Origin of the sequence: Nonomuraea sp. NPDC052265 (assembly GCF_044547985.1) — a bacterium.
Classification (GTDB): domain Bacteria; phylum Actinomycetota; class Actinomycetes; order Streptosporangiales; family Streptosporangiaceae; genus Nonomuraea.
In genome coordinates this window covers 304,323-321,334 of sequence record NZ_JBIUBJ010000006.1, presented here as the reverse complement: position 1 = coordinate 321,334, position 17,012 = coordinate 304,323, and the positions used below count along the sequence as shown (strand labels likewise).

Below are 17,012 nucleotides of genomic sequence, written 5' to 3'. Positions count from 1 at the left end.
ATCTGCTACTGTCGGCGGTCCTTCCCGACCAAGCCGAGGGGACGTCCAGATGCCCGAGAGAAGACGCAGCTCACTCACCGTCGCCGCCGCCGTCGCCGGCGTGCTGGCCGCCGCCGCCCTGGCCGGGCCGGCCCAGGCGGCCGCCCCCGTACCGCTGCCCCATCCTTACCCGGGCTTCGGGCCGGTCGGCCCCGCCTGGCACGCCCCGGCGGGCACCACCGGGTCCGCCGACATCCGCACCCGGGCCACATCCGGCGGCAAGGGGTTGTGAGCCCTGACGGGCAGGGCGCCGGGCGCGGCCGTACCGCGACGTCCGGCGCCCCGGCCCGCGCGCTCAGCCGAGGCGGGCGGCCTGGTCGAGCAGGTATCGCCGTTCGATCTGGTTGGCGGTCAGCGCGGCCGCCTCGCGGTACAGGGCCGCCGCGCCGGCCGCGTCGCCGGTCATCCGCAGCAGGTGGGCGCGTACCGCGCGTTCACGCCGGCGGACCAGCGGGTCCTGGTCGAGCCGGAAGCGGCGGTTGAGATCGTCGAGCAGGGCCAGCCCGCGCACCGGCCCGTACGCCTTGGCCACCGCCACCGCCCGGCTCAGCCGCACCGGCGAGGTGGGGTTGAGCCGTTCGAGCCACAGGTAGAGCGCCGCGATCTGCGGCCAGTCGGTCTGCTCCGGCGTGGCCGCCGCGGCGTGCACGGCCGCGACGGCCGCCTGCAACTGGTAGGAGCCGGCCGCGCGGCGGCTCCAGACGCCGTCGATCAGCTCGGTGCCCTCGCGGATGAGCTCGGCGTCCCAGCGTGACCGGTCCTGCTCGTCCAACGGCACCAGCTCGTCGTCCCCGCCGGTCCGCGCGGGATGGCGTGCCTCGGTGAGCAGCATCAGCGCGAGCAGGCCGGTGACCTCGGCGTCGGCGGGCAGGGCCCGGTGGAGCATCCGGGCCAGCCGGACGGCCTCGCCGGTCAGGTCGACCCGGGCGAGCCGGTCACCGGCGGAGGCCGTGTAACCCTCGTTGAAGATCAGGTAGAGCACCTGCGCCGCGGCGGCGATCCGGCTGTCGCGGTCGGCGTCGGCCGGTGGGGTGAAGCGGGCTCCGGCGCGGGCCAGTTGCTGCTTGGCCCGGCTGATCCGGGTGCCCATGGTGTTCTCGGAGGTGCCGTACGCGTGCGCGATCTCGGCCGTCGTCAGGCCGCCCACGGCGCGCAGCGTGAGCGCCACCTGCGAGGTGGCGCTCAGCGCGGGGTGGCAGCAGAGCAGCAGCAGGGCCAGGCTGTCGTCGGTCTCCCGCGCGGGCCCCGCCCGGCGGGCGGGCTCCTGCATGGCCAGTTCGGCGACGCCGGCCTCCTGCTCGCGCCGGCGTCTGGCCTGGTCGGCGCGGAGGAGATCGACCATCCGCCGGTAGCCGATGCGGATCAGCCAGCTGCGCGGGTTCTCCGGCACGCCGTCGGCCGGCCAGGCCCGGCTCGCGGCGAGCAGCGCCTCCTGCACGGCGTCCTCGGCGATGTCGAAGCGGCCGAAGCGCCTCACCAGCGCGCCGAGCACCTGCGGCGCCTCGGTGCGCAGCAGGTGCTCGATGTCGGCGTTCATGTCGCGTGCCCTCTGTCCGGCCGGGCCGGGCGCCGGCCGGTCCGTACGGTCACGCCGTGAAGTCCTCGCCCATGATCGGCCGGATCTCGATGGGCTCGCCCAGCACCTCGACGATCCGCGAGCCGATCTCCAGGGCGCGTTCCTGGCTCGCCACGTCGATGACGGCGAAGCTGGCCAGGACCTCCTTCAGCTCGGCGAACGGCCCGTCGGTCGCCACCACGCCGTCGGCCGTCCTGCGGATCGTGGTGCTGACGGCGGGATGCCCGAGGCCCTCGCTGCCGACGAACTCGCCGGTCTCCGTCAGTTCCCGCTCGAACTCCTGGTAGGCGGCGAACGCCGCCATCGCCTCCGCGGAGGGGGTGTCCGCGGTGGCGGCGTCCCAGGCGGCGGCCGGGGTGTAGCTGAGCAGCAGGTATTTCATGGCAGATCCCTTGTCGAGCGTGCGGCCAGCGTATGCGAGCTCACGCGGAGCGGCGCAGGGACACGGCCAGGACGGTCGTCCAGGTGAAGGCGACCAGGCCGTTGACCGCGACCTGGATGCTCATGTGCTCCGGCGACATGGGCAGCAGCAGGACGAGCGCGGCGGCGCCGTTGCCGACGGCCGCCGGCACCGCCCGGCGGCGGGCGCATCGGACGGCCAGCACGATGGCGGCGACGGCCAGCGCGGTGAAGGCGACGGCGGCCGCGGCCGAATGCGCGACGCTGTGCCAGGACATCTCGGCCACCGGCTCGTCGGGGGTTCCGGCGGGGAAGCCGTTCTCCGGATCCATGACGAGCACGCCGGCGGCGACCATCCCGGCCCCGAAGATCGCGACGAGGACGGGCAACGCCCGCCGTCCCACGCCTTCGGTGACGGTACGGCGGATGCCGGCGGCCAGCGCCAGGCCGCCCATGCCGGCGAGCACGAACGTGGCGATCTGGATCCAGCCGAGGTCGCCGGTGGAGAGCTGGCTGATGGGATGGCGGGTGAGGTCGAAGCCCTCACGGGTGAGCATCTGGACGGTCGCCGAGAGGCAGAACACCGGCCCGGCCAGGGCTCCGGCGAGCAGCAGCGGGTGACGGGCCGGGCGGTGGACGGCTTGGGTGTCGGTGGTGGCCACAACTTCCTCCTTGACGGGTTCCTGCCGGTACCTCGGGGCCGGACCCGGCCGCTCGACAGTGCCTCGGTGTGATCTGAAACACATCCGGGACGTGTCGAGACCCGCGGCCGGCCTCCGAGGTACCGGCGAACACCGACCACACCTCACAAGGAGGACGAGATGTCCGAGACCAGTCAGCCGAGCGCCGCCATGAAGGCCCTGGACCGCCTGACCGGCACCTGGGCGATCACCGGAGGCGCCGAGGGGACCGTGCGGTACGAGTGGATGCCGGGCGGCTTCTTCATGCTCCAGCACGTCGAGCTCAGCCAGTTCGGCCAGGCCGTCACCGGCCTGGAGGTGATCGGCCACCTGCGCCCGTTCGGCGAGCCGGCCGGCGAGGACGTGGTGTCCCGCTTCTACGACTCGGCCGGCAACACGCTCGACTACGTGTACGAGCTGACCGGCGACAAGCTGACCATCTGGGGCGGCGCGAAGGGCAGCCCCGCCTACTACGAGGGCACGTTCAGCGCCGACGGCACGACCGTCACCGGTGAATGGGTCTACCCCGGCGGAGGCGGCTACCCCTCCACCATGACCAGGATCTGACGCACCGGTTCTGCGGCGCTTCTCGGCCGGCCCCCCGCGCTGGTGCCCCTGTTCACCCCCGAACCGCCCCCGCCCACGCGACCGACGTGGACGTCCACCTCGCGCCCGCCACCTGACCGCCCCGCCGGGCCTCCGTCCAGGAAGATTGTCGGGCGTCTTCGCGTGTTCGCGGCGCGCCCGCCGCGCCATCCGCGGCACCATGTCCCATGCCGAACATGCAGGCCAGGAGCCTGTTTCCGGTCGAACTGGGGCGCAACGGGCTGCTGGTCATCGCCGCGCGGGCGCTGCGGACCTTCGGCTACGGATGCACCAGCGTGCTGCTCGCCGAACTGCTCACCCAGGACGGCGACGCCCCCTGGCAGACCGGTCTGCTGCTGGCCGTGGCCTCCACCGGATCGGTGTTCGCGAGCCTGGTGCTCGGCCTGTTCGCCGACGTGTGGGGGCGGCGCCGGACGCTGGTCGCCTGCGGCTGCCTGATGGCGGTGACCGGCGCCGTGTTCGCGCTCAGCGAGTCCTACCCCGTCCTGATCGCCGCCGCCTTCATCGGGACGATCTCGCCCTCCACCAACGACAACACGCCCTTCTCCGGGGTGGAACAGGCGATCCTCGCCCAGACCTGCCCCCAGGCCCGGCACACGTCCGTCTTCACCTGCTACAACGTCACCGCCATGGCCTCCGGCGCGCTGGGCGCCCTGGCCGCCGCCGCGCTCGGGCTCCAGCCCTGGACGTCGGCCCCCGACGCCGCCTTCGCCCTGTACGCGCTCCTGGCCGCCGGCACCGTGACCCTGTTCTGGAACCTGACGCCGGAGGCCGAGCCGCCCCGGACCGCGCCCTCCGGCCAGGAGCGGCGTCGTGGGCGGATGTCCGGCCAGGTCCGGCTGCTGGCGGGGTTGTCCGCCCTGGACGCCCTGGCCGGGGGGCTGGCCGTCCAGGCGGTGCTGGCCTGGTGGTTCGCCCATCGTTACGGCGCGACGACCACGCAACTGGGCCTGGTGTTCTTCGCCGCCAACCTGCTCCCGGCCCTGGCCCAGCTCACCGCGCCCCTGCTGGCCGCCCGGCGCGGGCTGCTGGCCACCATGCTGCTCCCCCACACCGTGGCCAACCTGCTGCTGGCCTGCATCCCGTTCGCCCCGAACCTGGCCACCGCCGTCACCCTGCTGCTGCTCCGCCAGACGGTGTCCAAGATCGACGTGCCGGCGCGGCAGGCGTTCACGGCCGCGGTCGTGCCCTCCGCCCACCGTGTGGCCGCCGCCAGCATGACCAGCCTGGCACGCAGCGTCGCCGTCTCGGTCGCGCCGATCGCCGCCACCACCATGCTGACCGGCACCCTGGCCGCGCTGGGGGCTCCGCTGCTGCTCGGCGCGGCCCTGGGCCTGGGCTACGACCTCGCCCTCTGGCGCGCCTACCGCGGCGTGCCCCTGACCTGAGGCGGACGGGCCGGTCATCGCCGCATCCGCGGATCGCGGGTGGGGCCGGCGTACCTGCGCGGGCAGCCGTCGCCGGCGGCCTCCCGTTCCGAGCCGTACCGGGCCCGGGCCGTTGCCCGTACGTAGGTCGTTCTCGATACGCGGGCGATAGGTCCCGGGCCCTACCTTCAGGAGTATGCGGGTACTGATCGTCGAGGACGAGCCCTATCTGGCGGAGGCCGTCCGCGACGGCCTCCGCCTGGAAGCGATCGCCGCGGACATCGCCGGCGACGGCGACACCGCCCTGGAGCTGCTGAACGTCAACGCCTACGACATCGCCGTCCTCGACCGCGACATCCCCGGCCCGTCGGGTGACGAGATCGCCGCCCGCATCGTCGCCTCCGGCAGCGGCATGCCGATCCTCATGCTCACCGCCGCCGACCGGCTCGACGACAAGGCCACCGGGTTCGAGCTGGGCGCCGACGACTACCTCACCAAGCCCTTCGCGCTCCGCGAGCTCGTGCTCCGCCTCAGAGCGCTCGACCGCAGACGCGCCCACAGCAGGCCGCCGGTGCGCGAGATCGCGGGCCTGCGCCTGGACCCGTTCCGCCGCGAGGTCCACCGCGACGGCCGCTACGTCGCGCTCACCCGCAAGCAGTTCGCCGTGCTCGAAGTCCTCGTCGCCGCCGAGGGCGGTGTCGTCAGCGCCGAAGCCCTGCTGGAACGGGCGTGGGACGAGAACGCCGACCCCTTCACCAACGCCGTCCGCATCACCGTCTCGGCCCTGCGCAAGCGCCTCGGCGAGCCCTGGGTCATCGCCACCGTGGCCGGGGTCGGCTACCGCATCGACCCGGCCCCCGGCAGCCGACGCGAGGGCGGTGACCGTGGATAGGGCCCCCGGCCTGAGCGTCCGCCTCAAGCTCACCCTCAGCTACGCCGGGTTCCTCATGCTCGCGGGCGCCCTTCTGCTCGGCGCCGTGGGGGTCTACTACCTGCGCGGCCTGCCCGATCAGGCGATGTACGCGACCGGCGACTTCCTGGTCAACCGCTCGGTCATCCTGCGTTCGTTCGCTCCGGTCGCGGCTCTCGTGCTGGCGTTCCTGCTGGTGTTCGGCCTCGTGGGCGGGTGGTTGCTCGCCGGCCGGATGCTCGCCCCGCTGACCCGCATCACGGACGCCGCCCGCAAGGCCACCGGCGGCTCGCTCTCCCACCGCATCCGGCTGCCGGGCCGCGGAGACGAGTTCCGCGAACTCGCCGACGCCTTCGACACCATGCTCGTACGGCTCGAAACGCACGTCGCCGAGCAGCGGAGGTTCGCCGCCAACGCCTCCCACGAACTGCGCACCCCCCTCACGATCGCCCGGACGCTCCTCGACGTGGCCCGCACCGATCCCACCCGCGACCCCGCCGAGCTGGTGAACCGCCTCCACCTGGTCAACACCCGCGCGATCGACCTCACCGAGGCGCTGCTCCTGCTCAGCCGCGCCGACCAGCGGTCCTTCCCGCGTGAGCGCGTCGACCTGTCCCTGATCGCGGAAGAGGCCGTCGAGACGCTCCTGCCCCTGGCCGAGAAGCGCGGCCTGACCGTCGAGACCGCCGGCGACCTGACCCCCGCCACCGGCTCGCCCGCGCTCCTGCTCCAGATGACGACGAACCTCGTGCACAACGCGATCGTCCACAACCTGGCCGGGCAGGGCACGGTGTGGGTCACGACCGCCGTCCGTCCCGGCGCGGTGACGCTCACCGTCGAGAACACCGGCGACGAGCTCTCCCCGGACCTGGTCCGCACGCTCGTGGAGCCGTTCCGGCGCGGCACCGACCGCGTCCGCGGTGACCACGCGGGCGTCGGCCTCGGGCTGGCGATCGTCGGCAGCATCGCCCGGGCGCACGACGGAACCCTCGTCCTCGCCCCTCGGCCCTCCGGCGGTCTCCGCGTCACCGTGCGCCTGCCGGCCGAGGTCACGGGTGGCGCCCCCGGTCGCCGTCCGCCCGCCGCCTGAACTCCGTGGGCGTCAGGCCGACCGACTCGCCGAAGGCCCGGTAGAAGCCCGACCTCGTCTGGAAGCCGCTCGCGTGCGCGACCCTGTCGATGCCCCAGTCGGTGACCAGCAGCAGCCTGCACGCGTGGGCGACCCGCAGCCGGGTGACGTACTGCCAGACGGGCATGCCGAGGGCCCGCTTGAAGGCCAGGGCCGCATAGGTGGGGTGCACTCCGGCGGCTTCGGCGATCTCCTCGACCGAGAGCCTGTCGGTGTAGCGGCGGGCGACGACGGCCAGCATCCGCTCGGCCGATCCGGCCGCCGCCGCCTCGGGGGCCGCCGCCTCGCGCGGGCCGCCCGTCAGGCGGGCCAGCCGGGCGTGCATCTCCAGCAGGCAGATCTCGGCCACCGAGGGGGCCGGCTCGTGGCGCAGCTCCTGATCCCAGCGGCCCATGAGAAAGCGGTCGTGCTCGCCTTCGGCGGCCGTGCCGTACAGGAACTCCCCGGACAGCGCCCGCTCGACCGTGCCGCGCAGGGGGTCGTGGCCGATGACGGCGCTGAGGGGGACGGTGGCCCACAGGAAGTCCACGCCCTCGGCCGTGAGGAGCCGGTGCGGGTAGCCGCCCCAGAAGACGGCGAGGCGGCCGGGCGGCAGGTCCACCTCGCCGCCGACGGTCGCGTACGTGGCCGTGCCCGACAGGACGAGGTTGAACTCGATCTCGGGGTGGATGTGGGAGCGGGGCATGGGACCCGACGTCACATGGAACGCCTGCAGGCCGATGACCTGGGCGAGTGAGCGCACACCTTGAGGATATGCGACATCTCGGATCTTCCGGGTGGATGACCGGGATGAGGCCGTCGAGGCAGAGTGGCGGCATCTCACCACACCCCCGGAGGTTCCACCATGTCCGAGCTGGACGACTTCATGTTCGACCTCAACGGCTACCTGATCCTCAGGAACGCCGTCGACACGGATCTGCTGCGGCGGCTCAACGAGGAGTTCGACGCCTTCCCGCGCCACATCGGCAGGGGCGACTGGTACCGGGGCGCCCAGCGCCGCGACTACACCCCCGAGACCGGCTTCGAGCTGCACCAGGCGGTGGCGGCGGGCCGGCCCTTCGAGGAGCTGGTCGACCACCCGAGCTGGTTCGAGCTGGTCAAGCACTACGCGGGAGAGGAGGACAGCTACATCCCGGGCGTCTTCGTGGACGAGACGATCGCCTCGATCCGCGAGTCGGGCGGGCACCACCCCGTGCACTCGGGCGGTCACCGCACCGCCCTGCGCTGCGGCTACCGCTACGACCACGGCGTCTTCCGCTGCGGCCAGGTCAACATCATCCTCGCGCTGACCGACATCGGCGAGGGCGACGGCGCGACCATGGTGGTGCCGGGCTCGCACAAGTCGAACTTCAGGCACCCGCTGGCCGGCGACTACGCCAAGGGCGACCGCATGGACACCCTGCCGGGCGCGATCCCCGTCCATCTGGACAAGGGGGACGCGTTGCTCTTCGTGGACGGGCTCATGCACGGCGGCTCCACGCGTACCAACCCCGGCGAGCGCCGCGTGGTCATCTACCGCTACGGCCCGGTGTGGGCGGGCAGCCGGTACGGCTACGTCTACGACGAGTCCTGGCTCGGCCAACTGCCCGAGCAGCGTCGCAAGGTGCTCTACCCGGTCCCGCGCGTCCGGGTCGGCGACCCTTGCCCCGGGGAGCCCGGCGACAGGTGACCGAACGGTCATGTCCGCGGGAGGCTGTGACAGCCTGGGGACGTGACAGTCGAGTGGTCCCGGCCGGAAGTACTCGAAGCCGTCAGGACGCGCCTGCTGCGTCCGGGCGCGGTCACCGAGGGGTTCTCCGGGGTGGCGGTCGTGGCGGAGGCCGACGGCATGTCGGTGGTCTTCCGCTGGCGGCGCGACCCGAACACGTACGCCATCAGGGTCGGGTTCCCGGCGGCGCCGGAGAGCGCGTGGACCGGTCTGCCGGTGAGCTCGGCCGACGAGTGGGCCTCGGACGTCGAATTCCTGCTCATGGAGGAGCTCGACACCGGGCTGGTCCGCCGCAGCCGCCGGACGGTCCGGGACGGCCACGTCCTGCTGGACACCCGTGACGCTCCGGACGTCTGGCCGGCCGGGTACCACATCGGCCTGGTCCCCTTCGACGACGACGTCCCCTCCCCCGATGCCGGCTTCTGGCTGGCCGGGGAGGGGCTGGACGTCGGCGTTCCCCGGCGGCTGCTCGCCGAGGGGAGGCTCGCCTGCTGGTTGCAGGCCTACGTCGACAACGACCGCGGGGAGCCGTTCGTCGGCCAGGCGGCCGCGTCCTGGGAGGACGAGCGGCACACCGGCGCCCGGCTCGACGTGGTGCACGTCCGGCCCGGCGTCCCGTCACAGGTGCGCCGGGCGCTGGCGCGCATGGCGGTCTGCGAGGTGGCCGAGGCGGGCGGCCTGAGCGTGGTCACCACGATCGACGCGCCCGAACTGCGGGAACTCGGCTTCCGGCCCACCGACGACGGCGTCCTCACCCTGCGCACCAGGAGCGGCGCGGTGATCCCGGAGTGACGGTCCGGCGGCACGCGTCATTCCTCACGCGTGTGGGCGAGGATGGCCGGTGTCCGCCTGGTCCTGTCGCCCCTCGCGCAGGAGTGAGCGCAGACCGGCGGTGTCGATGACGTGGGCCATTCTCGGGAACACGGTGGTCATCAGCGTCTCGTGGGCCTGCCGGTCCGGGTCGGTGACGCCGTCGGACAGGACGTGGAGCCCGTAGTCGCGGTCGGCGGCGTCGGTGAGGGTGGACAGGACGGCGCCGCTGGTGGTCAGGCCGGCGACGACGAGCGCGGTGACCCCGCGATCCCGCAGCCGGCGGTCGAGGTCCGTCGTGGACAGCGCGCCGACCCGGGTCTTGCGGACGACGACGTCCCCGGGCTCGGGAGCCAGCCGTGGGTGGAAGTCCGTGGCGGGGTCGGCGTGGTGCAGGAGCCGCCGGTGCCCGATGAAGGAGAACGTCTTGTTGGCGGACGGGATCGCCGCCCAGTCGGCGTCGGTGAACCCGAGCCGCACGTGCACGATGACGGCGCCGTGTGCCCGCATGTCGGCGACCGCGCCGGCCACCCGGGCCGGCAGGTCGTCCAGGCCGGGGAGCGAGGCGAGCACTCCCTGCTGGCAGTCCAGGACGAGCAGCGCGGCCGTCCGCGGGTCGAGCGTGAGGGGTGTGGCGGTCATGTTCTCTCCTTGGTGATGAGGGGACTACGCGTGGGGTGCGGGCACCGGTTCTGGAACGGGCGCCGCGGCGCGCCGGGGAAGCAGCAGCGGGGTCGCCAGCAGCAGCACGCCGGCCAGGCCGATGGCCGTACGCGGGCCGAGCAGGCCGCCCAGCAGGCCCCATGCGGCCGTCAGCAGCGCGGTCGCCGCCTTGGTCGTCACCGACCAGGCCGACAGCGTGCGGGTGATGCGGTCGTTCGCGGTGCGTTCGAGGCGGTAGGTGGCCTGGACGGGGTTGAAGACGCCGCAGCAGAAGATGAGCCCGAGTTCGACGGCCATCACCAGCAGCAGCCCTCCGGTGCCCGGCCCGACGAAGGCCAGCCCGACGGGCCAGATCGCGCGCAACGTCCCGGTCACGACCAGGACGCGGTGCTGCCCGAACCTGGTGACGAGCGGACGGGCCAGCCGCGACCCGAGCAGCCCGCCGATCGCGGGCACGGCGAAGGCGAGACCGTACTGCCACGAGGTGAACCCCAGCCGGCCGAGCATCAGGACGGCCAGCAGCGCGTCGGCGGCCATCAGCAGCCCGTTGAACAGGGCCGTGTTGAAGAACAGCGGGCGCAGCGTGGCGTCGGCGAGGATGTACCGCCAGCCGTCGAGCAGGTCCCCGGCGCGCATGCGCGCGGGCTCCCGGCGTTCGGGGCGCGGCTCGTGGCCGCCCGTCGCGCGGACGCCCAGGGCCGACAGCAGATAGCTGACCGAGTCGGCCACCACCGTCGCGACCGGGCCGAGGAGTGCGATCGCGGCGCCGCCCAGCGGCGGCCCGATGATCGTGGTCGTCCAGGTGGTGGACTCGAAGCGGGCGTTCGCCACGAGCAGGTGCTCGGCCGGCAGCAGCGTCTTGAGGTAGGCCCCGGAGGCGGCGCGGAAGGTGATGTCGGCCGCCGCGACCACGACCGACACCAGCAGGAGCTGGACGAAGGTGAGCACGCCGAGCGCGAACGCGGCCGGGATCGTCAGCAGTGCCGCGAACCGCACCAGGTCCGCCCCGATCAGCACGGGCCGCTTGCGGCGGAACTCCACCCACGGGCCCAGCGGCACCGCCACGGCCGCGCCCACCGCCGCGCCCACGGCCGACAACGCCGCGACCTGCGCCGGCCCGGCGTGCAGCACCTGGACCGCGATCAACGGGAACGCGCCGAAGGCCAGCCACGTGCCGAGGGCGCTGGTGCCGTACGCCCCCCACAGCCAGCCGAACCGCCGGCCCAACCGGTGCCCGTTTCTCATGTCCGACACTCCTCGTCACTCGCCCGTTACAACCGATCCGCGATCGGAAGCATCAAATCGGGCCGTGTACCAGGAGATCAAACAACCGTGGAGGCAGTGCGGCACAACCGTTGGTTGTATCCGTAGAGTGTCCCGCATGGATCTCGACACCGTCCGGACCTTCGTCGCCGCCGCCGAGGCGGGGCAGTTCCAGGAGGCCGCCGCCGACCTGGCGGTCACCCAGCAGGCCGTCTCCAAGCGCGTCGCCGCCCTGGAACGCACGCTCGGGGTGCGGCTGTTCACCCGCACCCCGCGCGGCACGAAGCTCACCATCGACGGGCAGGCGTTCCTTCCCCACGCCCGCGAGCTGCTCCGGGTCGCCGAGCGCGCGGTCGCGTCCGTGCGGGCGGGCAGCCGTCCGCTGCGCGTCGACGTGCTCGCCTCGCGCAGCGCGGGGTCGGGCCTGATGCGCGGCTTCCACCGCGCTCATCCCGACGTCGACCTCGACGTGGTGATGCTGTTCGACGTCGACACGGCCGTGGCCGCCATCCGGTCCGGCACGATCGACGCGTCCTTCCGCGCGGTCGCCATGCCCGGCCGCCCGCTGCCCGAGGACGTCGAGTCCGCCTGGGTGATCGACGAGGCCCTCCAGCTCCTCACCGGCCCGGCCCACGCGCTGGCCGACGCCCGGTCGGTGCCGCTCGCCCGGCTCGCCGGGCACCGGATCTGGATGCCCGGCCTCGCCCCCGGGACCGAGTGGACCGCCTACTACGACGACCTCGTCGCCGAGTTCGGCCTGACCATCGAGGCGACCGGCCCCAACTTCGGCTCCGACGCGCTGCTCGACACCGTCGCCGACACCCCGGCGCTGGCCACGTTCATGGGCGACCGGACCCGTCTCGTCTGGCCCGCGGGCCACGGCCTGCGCCGCGTCCCGGTGACCGATCCCGTGCCCGTCTACCCGCACTCGCTCCTGTGGCACCGCGACAACCCGCACCCGGCGCTGGCCACCCTCCGCGCCCACCTCGCCGCCACGGCGGCCGGTCGCCGCGCCGCCGGGACCTGGGTCCCGGCGTGGGCACGGGCCGGGGACGGTCGCGGGCCGGTTCAGCCTTCCTGAGGTCCTTGGGTGACCCAGTAGTCCTGGAGCAGGGTGTTCTTGGGGCACCACTCCTCGGAGACGGACGTGCCTCCCACCATGGGGCCCGGGGCGCTCCGGCTCGATCCCGCAGCGGATGTGCACCTGGTGCCAGTGCTGGTAGGTGCCCGCCGGGCAGACGGACCGCGCCCCGAACTGCTCGTACTTGATGACCGAGCCGCCGACGCGGTGGGTCTGCTCCGCCCGGCAGGGGCCGTCCGCCGCCGCGGCCCGGTGGTGGGGGTCCGGGCCGGTCTGCGCCGGCGGCCGAGCAGGGACAGGGCCCCGGCGACGATGACGGCCGTGGTGGCGAGTGCGGCGCGTGCGTACATGCTGGTCTCCTCTGTTCGGTGGGTTTCCGGTGGACGACAGCGGAACAGCTCCGGCGCGGTGTCCAACAGGACCTCGGCCGGTCCGGGACGCCGAAGGCGTGGGGGAAGCGCTGCCGCTGCCGGGCGGGGCGGGCGTCGGGAGGACGTCCCCGCAGGAGCGGGCCGCCCGCCCCGATAAGGTCTTTCCGGGCACCCCCGGACAGAAGGAGCACCCCCTCCGGTGAACCTGGGCATCGTCGGGCAGGCCGCGGGGCTGTTCGCCGTCACCAACATCGACGACATCCTGATCCTGGCGCTGTTCTTCGCCCAGGGCGCGGGCCGGCGGGGCGCCGCCGTCCGGATCGTGGCGGGCCAGTACCTGGGCTTCCTCGCCCTCGTGGCGGTGGCCGTGGCGGCGGGCCTCGGGGCGACCTTCCTGCCCGAGCAGCTCGTCCCGTACCTGGGGCTGCTCCCCCTCGCGCTGGGCGTCAAGGCCGCCTGGCAGGCGTGGAGGAACCACCGCGACGACGACGAACCCTCCGGCGGGCGGGCCGGCGGGCCGAGGACGCTGGAGGTCGCCGCGGTCACCTTCGCCAACGGCGGCGACAACATCGGCGTGTACGTGCCGGTCTTCGCCACCGCCGGGCCGGGCGGCACGAGCGTGCACGTCATCGTGTTCCTCGTCCTGGTCGCCGTGTGGTGCGCGGCCGGACGGTTCTTCGCCACCCGCCCTCTCGTCGCCAGGGCCCTGAGCCGGTGGGGGCACGTCCTGCTGCCCGTGGTGCTGATCGGCGTCGGCCTGCTCATCCTCGTCGAGGGCGGAGCCTTCGGGTTGTAGGGCCGAGGAACTCCGGCGGGTCCCCGAACCAAATGTCCCGTGGCGGCATCCAACAAGATCACGGCATCGGAAGGGGGCTCGGGGTGTTCATCCGGTCGGGCGGCGCGTGCGGATCCCGGGCATGGTGACGCGCGGGCGCGTCCCACGTCCGGCGCAGCGGATCGACGTGGGACGCGTCCCCGAGGACGTCGTGGCGCTCATCGACGCCCTCGAACCCGGCGAGAGCCTGGTCCTCACGCGTGACGGCGCGTCCATCGCGACGATCTCCAGCACCGTGGACGTGGTCCGGGGCGCGGTCGTCGATCGCGCCGCGCCGGACGAGCCCGACGACCCGCCGCCGATCAACCATGACGGCGTGACCGTCGTGGCCACCGCGATGGAGCTGTCGAACGCCGCCCGCGTCGCGCTGTCCACCCAGCTCGGGGCCGACTACGTGGTGCTCGACATGCACGCGGCTCCGACGACGGCCGACGTGCTGCTGGTGCCCGCCGGCAGCCCGCAGCTGATCGCCGGGCTCCGGTCGATGTTCCCGGACGCGCGCGTCGTCGTCACCGAGATCGAGGACCCGGAGCTCGGGGTGCGCTACGACGGCCCGGTCCGGCGCCTGCTCGACGCCGGCGCCGACGCGTACCTGCCGCCGGCGACCCTCCCAATCCTGGCCAGGCAGCTCGACCACGCCCTGCACCGGGGACGTGAGCTCGCCGGCGGGGCCGCACCCCTGCTGGAGATCACACCGGCCGCGGAGCCCGCCGATCCGGCCGGGGACGCGTGAGCCCCCGGCCGGATCGGCGCTCAGCCCGGGTCTGGTCCGCCCGCCAGTTCCGTGAGGCGGCGTTCGAGGAAGCGGCGTTCGGCGCCGTCGCCGGTGAGGGGCGGCGGGCACGCCGGTGACGCCGGCGGCCCATTCGGGCGGGCACCCGGCCAGCAGCGCGGCGAGTTCGGGCAGGCCGGTCACCCTGCGGCGCAGGAACTCCGCGTCGATCAGGTTCTCGGCCAGCAGCACGTGCGCCATGCCGTGGAAGAGCGGGCCCGCCGGCCGCGACCGCAGCCCCCGGGCCACGTGGTCGAGGGCCTCGGGCCAGCTCACCGGCTCCAGGCGGCCCGCGCGGCGCAGCAGCGGCTGGGTGACGCCTCCGTCAGCGGCACGTCCAGCGCGTCCGCGGCGAGGAAGCCCCCCAGCGGCGGGTCGGGGAGGAGTGCGGGCTCGGCTCGGCCGGCAACCTCCGGCGCCACTTCACCCGCGCGGTCGGCGGCGCCGACCGAATACCGCAGGGCCTTCCAGGAGACGCGCGCGTGAGCCGGGCGGCCGCTATCCGGCGGGGGTCACGGTCGCGCCCGGCAGTGACTCCCGCCGGGCCTCCGGCGTGCCCACGACGGCGTTGAGGCCGCCGCGGTAGATCTGCGCGACCGCGTTGCCCGAGACGGACGGCTTCGAGGTCTCCCCCTCGACCCTGATCAGCATCCTGGTGGGGGTGCAGAACAGCGTGACCTTGCTCTCTTGGGCGCCGCCGACCTGCGGCTCCCCGGGCCCGGAGAAGCCGTCCTCCTGCGTGGGCTCCGCCATGTCGGATTTGGTCAGGTCGGCGTTCATGCTCCACCCAGGGCCGGTCAGACCGCACAGACCCGAGGAGTTGATCCACGCGGTCAGGCCGATCGAGCCGACCTTGATCCGCGCCAGCGCCCGCTCCGCCTCCTGAGGCAGCCCGGCAGGACGGGGAAGCTCCTCCAGTTTCGCCAGCGGCCATCGCGCCGGATCCTTGAGCATCGGCTCCTTGGCCGGCGCGGAACACGCACCGAGGGCCGGTAACAGCACGAACGCCACAGCCGGGGCAAGACGCCTGATCATCGTTATCTCCATCTGAAACGGTTCGGGTGGACCTGGTGACAGGCGACCTCACCTCCGCGTGACATTCCGCGCAAGGAAGTCGCCGACCAGCCGATCGTAGCGAGGCCGGTCGACGTTCCACGCCTCCGTGTGCGCGCCCTGCCCGAACGGCTCGAACTGGATTTCCCATCCCAGGCGCCTGCCCGCGGCCACGAGGCCGTAGGCCTCCTGGATCGGGTGGTCGGTGTCGGGAAGGGTGTGGATCAGCAGCAGCGGCGGCCGGACGCGCGGCGGATGCCGGATCAGGCTGAGCCTGTCCAGATCGACGCCGGTGCGCCACCGGACGACCTGGTTCGACAGTCCGGCTATGAAGGCGGGCAGGTGGTGGTTCTTGGCGCCCTGTTCGGCGGTCATGCCCACGTCGATCATGGGGGCGTCCATGATGGCCTGGTCGACCAGGTTCGCCAGCGGTGACCGGTCCAGGAACTGGCCGACGATCTGGCCGCCCATCGAGGTGCCGTACAGGACGAACCGTCGTGCCCCCATCATCTGGGCCTGGCGCAGGGCGGCCTCCAGGTCGCGCCACTCCGAGTCGCCCAGGTGCAGCAGCCCGTCGGGCGAGGGCGGCGCGCCTTCGTCGTTGCGGTAGCTGATGTCCAGGAAGGGCAGCCGCAGCCGGTGCACGGCGGGCAGGATCTTCAGCTCCGCCTTGCGCCGGCCGTTCTGGCCGTGGACGGCGACGACCCAGGTGTCGCCGTCGCCGGGCACGTACCAGGCCGGGGCGGGCCCGAGCTCGGTGGGGACCATGATCTCGGTGTAGCCGATGCCCCAGGCCACCTGGGGGTCGCCGGGGGGCACGTTGCCGAAGTAGCCGGGCGTGCCCACCGAAGGGGTCGAACCGCGCAGCACCTTGCGCGTCACCCGGCCCGGCGCGCGGGAGACGACGTCTCCCAGCATGGCGTACGAGCCGGTCCACTCCAGCCAGTACGCGCCCGGCTTGCCGGTCTCCGGCGTTTGCGTGAGCGTCACCAGGTCGCCCCGCACGGCCAGCACCTCGGTGTTGCCCGTGCCGTAGTGGACGACGCCGATCGACTGGTCGCTGCCGAACCAGGCCCCGAACCCCGTCACCCCGGCCAGGACGACGACGATCGCCAGGCCCGCGATCCACCACCGCCGGCCCCGGCGCGTCCGCCGCCCGGCATCCGCCTTCCCGACGCTCTTCTCCCGTATTCGCGACGTCCTCATGTATACACAGTAAACCATGAACGTTTACGGCGTATACATCGAAGCTCAGCTCCGCAGCAGAGCGGAGAGCCGGTGCAGCCCGCGCGAGATGCGGGCCTTGACGGTGCCGATCGGCACGCGCAGGTGGTCGGCGATCTCCCGCTGGGTCAGGTCGGCGAAGTAGGCCAGCTCGATGGCCTGCCTCTGGGCGTCCGACAGTTCGGCGAGCGCCCTGTCGATCTGGTCGCGGTCGCCGAGCTCGTCCGGCGCGAGCCGCCCGCGCCCCGGCAGATCCCCGGCCTCCTGCAACGGCACGGTCAGCAACCGGCGGGCCCGCAGGTGGTCGACGGCGCGACGGTGGGCGATGGCGAAGACCCACGCGGCCTGGCTCCTGGCGGGGTCGTAGCGCTGACGCGAGCGCCAGACGTCGGCGAAGACGACCTGCAGCAGGTCCTCCACCTCCTGGGCGGGCACGAACCGGCGCAGGTAGGAGCGCACGGAGGGGGCGTGCGTGCGGTAGCACTCGCCGAGCGCTTCCTCGTCATTGGTGTCCATGCGCCTGCCC

General features: G+C 73.4%; 19 protein-coding genes. 10 read left to right on the top strand and 9 right to left on the bottom strand.

Annotation, left to right across the window (positions count from 1 at the left end; all coding sequences use genetic code 11):
- The first annotated feature begins 49 nt into the window (after positions 1-49).
- Positions 50-271 (top strand): hypothetical protein, encoded by a 222-nt coding sequence (locus tag ACIHAD_RS20920; protein WP_397356176.1) that lies wholly within the window; start codon positions 50-52, stop codon positions 269-271.
- A gap of 63 nt (positions 272-334) precedes the next feature.
- Here ACIHAD_RS20920 and ACIHAD_RS20915 read toward each other — a convergent pair whose 3' ends face one another.
- From ACIHAD_RS20915 to ACIHAD_RS20905, 3 genes are read right to left on the bottom strand one after another with little or no spacing between them, the layout of a single operon-like run.
- Positions 335-1,576, bottom strand: a complete 1,242-nt coding sequence (locus ACIHAD_RS20915) for an RNA polymerase sigma factor (RefSeq protein ID WP_397356175.1) — start codon at positions 1,574-1,576, stop codon at positions 335-337.
- A 49-nt stretch (positions 1,577-1,625) separates the two neighbouring features.
- Positions 1,626-1,997 (bottom strand): YciI family protein, encoded by a 372-nt coding sequence (locus tag ACIHAD_RS20910; RefSeq protein ID WP_397356173.1) that lies wholly within the window; start codon positions 1,995-1,997, stop codon positions 1,626-1,628.
- Between the two features lie 40 nt (positions 1,998-2,037).
- Positions 2,038-2,676: a DUF998 domain-containing protein gene (locus ACIHAD_RS20905; protein WP_397356172.1), complete on the bottom strand. Its 639-nt coding sequence runs from the start codon at positions 2,674-2,676 to the stop codon at positions 2,038-2,040.
- Between the two features lie 159 nt (positions 2,677-2,835).
- Here ACIHAD_RS20905 and ACIHAD_RS20900 point away from each other — a divergent pair, with 159 nt between their 5' ends.
- The 4 genes from ACIHAD_RS20900 (at position 2,836) to ACIHAD_RS20885 (ending at position 6,667) form a co-directional block, all read left to right on the top strand.
- A complete protein-coding gene (locus ACIHAD_RS20900) occupies positions 2,836-3,261 on the top strand; it encodes a hypothetical protein (protein WP_397356171.1) in 426 nt (141 codons plus the stop codon).
- A 206-nt stretch (positions 3,262-3,467) separates the two neighbouring features.
- Positions 3,468-4,688 (top strand): MFS transporter, encoded by a 1,221-nt coding sequence (locus ACIHAD_RS20895; protein ID WP_397356170.1) that lies wholly within the window; start codon positions 3,468-3,470, stop codon positions 4,686-4,688.
- Between the two features lie 175 nt (positions 4,689-4,863).
- On the top strand, positions 4,864-5,559 hold the full coding sequence (locus ACIHAD_RS20890; protein WP_397356169.1) for a response regulator transcription factor: 696 nt from the start codon (positions 4,864-4,866) through the stop codon (positions 5,557-5,559).
- Positions 5,552-6,667: a sensor histidine kinase gene (locus tag ACIHAD_RS20885; RefSeq protein WP_397356168.1), complete on the top strand. Its 1,116-nt coding sequence runs from the start codon at positions 5,552-5,554 to the stop codon at positions 6,665-6,667. Before ACIHAD_RS20890 ends, ACIHAD_RS20885 begins: the two co-directional genes overlap by 8 nt.
- On the opposite strand, the gene ACIHAD_RS20880 is transcribed toward ACIHAD_RS20885, so the two are convergent.
- On the bottom strand, positions 6,627-7,448 hold the full coding sequence (locus ACIHAD_RS20880; protein WP_397356167.1) for a helix-turn-helix domain-containing protein: 822 nt from the start codon (positions 7,446-7,448) through the stop codon (positions 6,627-6,629). The two genes, ACIHAD_RS20885 and ACIHAD_RS20880, sit on opposite strands and share 41 nt — an antisense overlap.
- 102 nt (positions 7,449-7,550) lie before the next feature.
- Between ACIHAD_RS20880 and ACIHAD_RS20875 the strand changes: the two genes are divergently transcribed.
- Complete coding sequence (locus ACIHAD_RS20875) at positions 7,551-8,375, top strand: phytanoyl-CoA dioxygenase family protein (protein ID WP_397356165.1); 825 nt, start codon at positions 7,551-7,553, stop codon at positions 8,373-8,375.
- A gap of 42 nt (positions 8,376-8,417) precedes the next feature.
- Positions 8,418-9,206 (top strand): hypothetical protein, encoded by a 789-nt coding sequence (locus ACIHAD_RS20870; protein WP_397356164.1) that lies wholly within the window; start codon positions 8,418-8,420, stop codon positions 9,204-9,206.
- Between the two features lie 24 nt (positions 9,207-9,230).
- On the opposite strand, the gene ACIHAD_RS20865 is transcribed toward ACIHAD_RS20870, so the two are convergent.
- Both ACIHAD_RS20865 and ACIHAD_RS20860 read right to left on the bottom strand, forming a co-directional pair.
- Positions 9,231-9,866 (bottom strand): cysteine hydrolase, encoded by a 636-nt coding sequence (locus ACIHAD_RS20865; protein WP_397356163.1) that lies wholly within the window; start codon positions 9,864-9,866, stop codon positions 9,231-9,233.
- A gap of 24 nt (positions 9,867-9,890) precedes the next feature.
- Positions 9,891-11,132, bottom strand: coding sequence for an MFS transporter (locus ACIHAD_RS20860; RefSeq protein WP_397356162.1), 1,242 nt, complete (start codon positions 11,130-11,132; stop codon positions 9,891-9,893).
- A 136-nt stretch (positions 11,133-11,268) separates the two neighbouring features.
- Between ACIHAD_RS20860 and ACIHAD_RS20855 the strand changes: the two genes are divergently transcribed.
- The 3 genes from ACIHAD_RS20855 to ACIHAD_RS20845 all read left to right on the top strand — a co-directional run bounded on the left by ACIHAD_RS20855 (position 11,269) and on the right by ACIHAD_RS20845 (position 14,170).
- Positions 11,269-12,231, top strand: a complete 963-nt coding sequence (locus tag ACIHAD_RS20855) for a LysR family transcriptional regulator (RefSeq protein ID WP_397356161.1) — start codon at positions 11,269-11,271, stop codon at positions 12,229-12,231.
- A 570-nt stretch (positions 12,232-12,801) separates the two neighbouring features.
- Positions 12,802-13,398 (top strand): cadmium resistance transporter, encoded by a 597-nt coding sequence (locus ACIHAD_RS20850; protein WP_397356159.1) that lies wholly within the window; start codon positions 12,802-12,804, stop codon positions 13,396-13,398.
- Between the two features lie 121 nt (positions 13,399-13,519).
- Entirely contained in the window at positions 13,520-14,170 is a 651-nt protein-coding gene (locus ACIHAD_RS20845) for a hypothetical protein (RefSeq protein ID WP_397356158.1), read from the top strand.
- Positions 14,171-14,707: 537 nt separating this feature from the next.
- Here the strand turns inward: ACIHAD_RS20845 and ACIHAD_RS20840 are convergent.
- The 3 genes from ACIHAD_RS20840 to ACIHAD_RS20830 are packed head-to-tail and all read right to left on the bottom strand — an operon-like array spanning position 14,708 to position 17,002.
- The gene (locus ACIHAD_RS20840; RefSeq protein WP_397356157.1) at positions 14,708-15,244 is read right to left on the bottom strand and encodes a hypothetical protein; all 537 of its coding nucleotides are present in this window, start codon (positions 15,242-15,244) and stop codon (positions 14,708-14,710) included.
- Between the two features lie 48 nt (positions 15,245-15,292).
- Positions 15,293-16,468: an alpha/beta hydrolase family protein gene (locus ACIHAD_RS20835; protein ID WP_397356156.1), complete on the bottom strand. Its 1,176-nt coding sequence runs from the start codon at positions 16,466-16,468 to the stop codon at positions 15,293-15,295.
- A 45-nt stretch (positions 16,469-16,513) separates the two neighbouring features.
- On the bottom strand, positions 16,514-17,002 hold the full coding sequence (locus ACIHAD_RS20830) for an RNA polymerase sigma factor (RefSeq protein WP_397356155.1): 489 nt from the start codon (positions 17,000-17,002) through the stop codon (positions 16,514-16,516).
- Positions 17,003-17,012 lie beyond the last annotated feature (10 nt).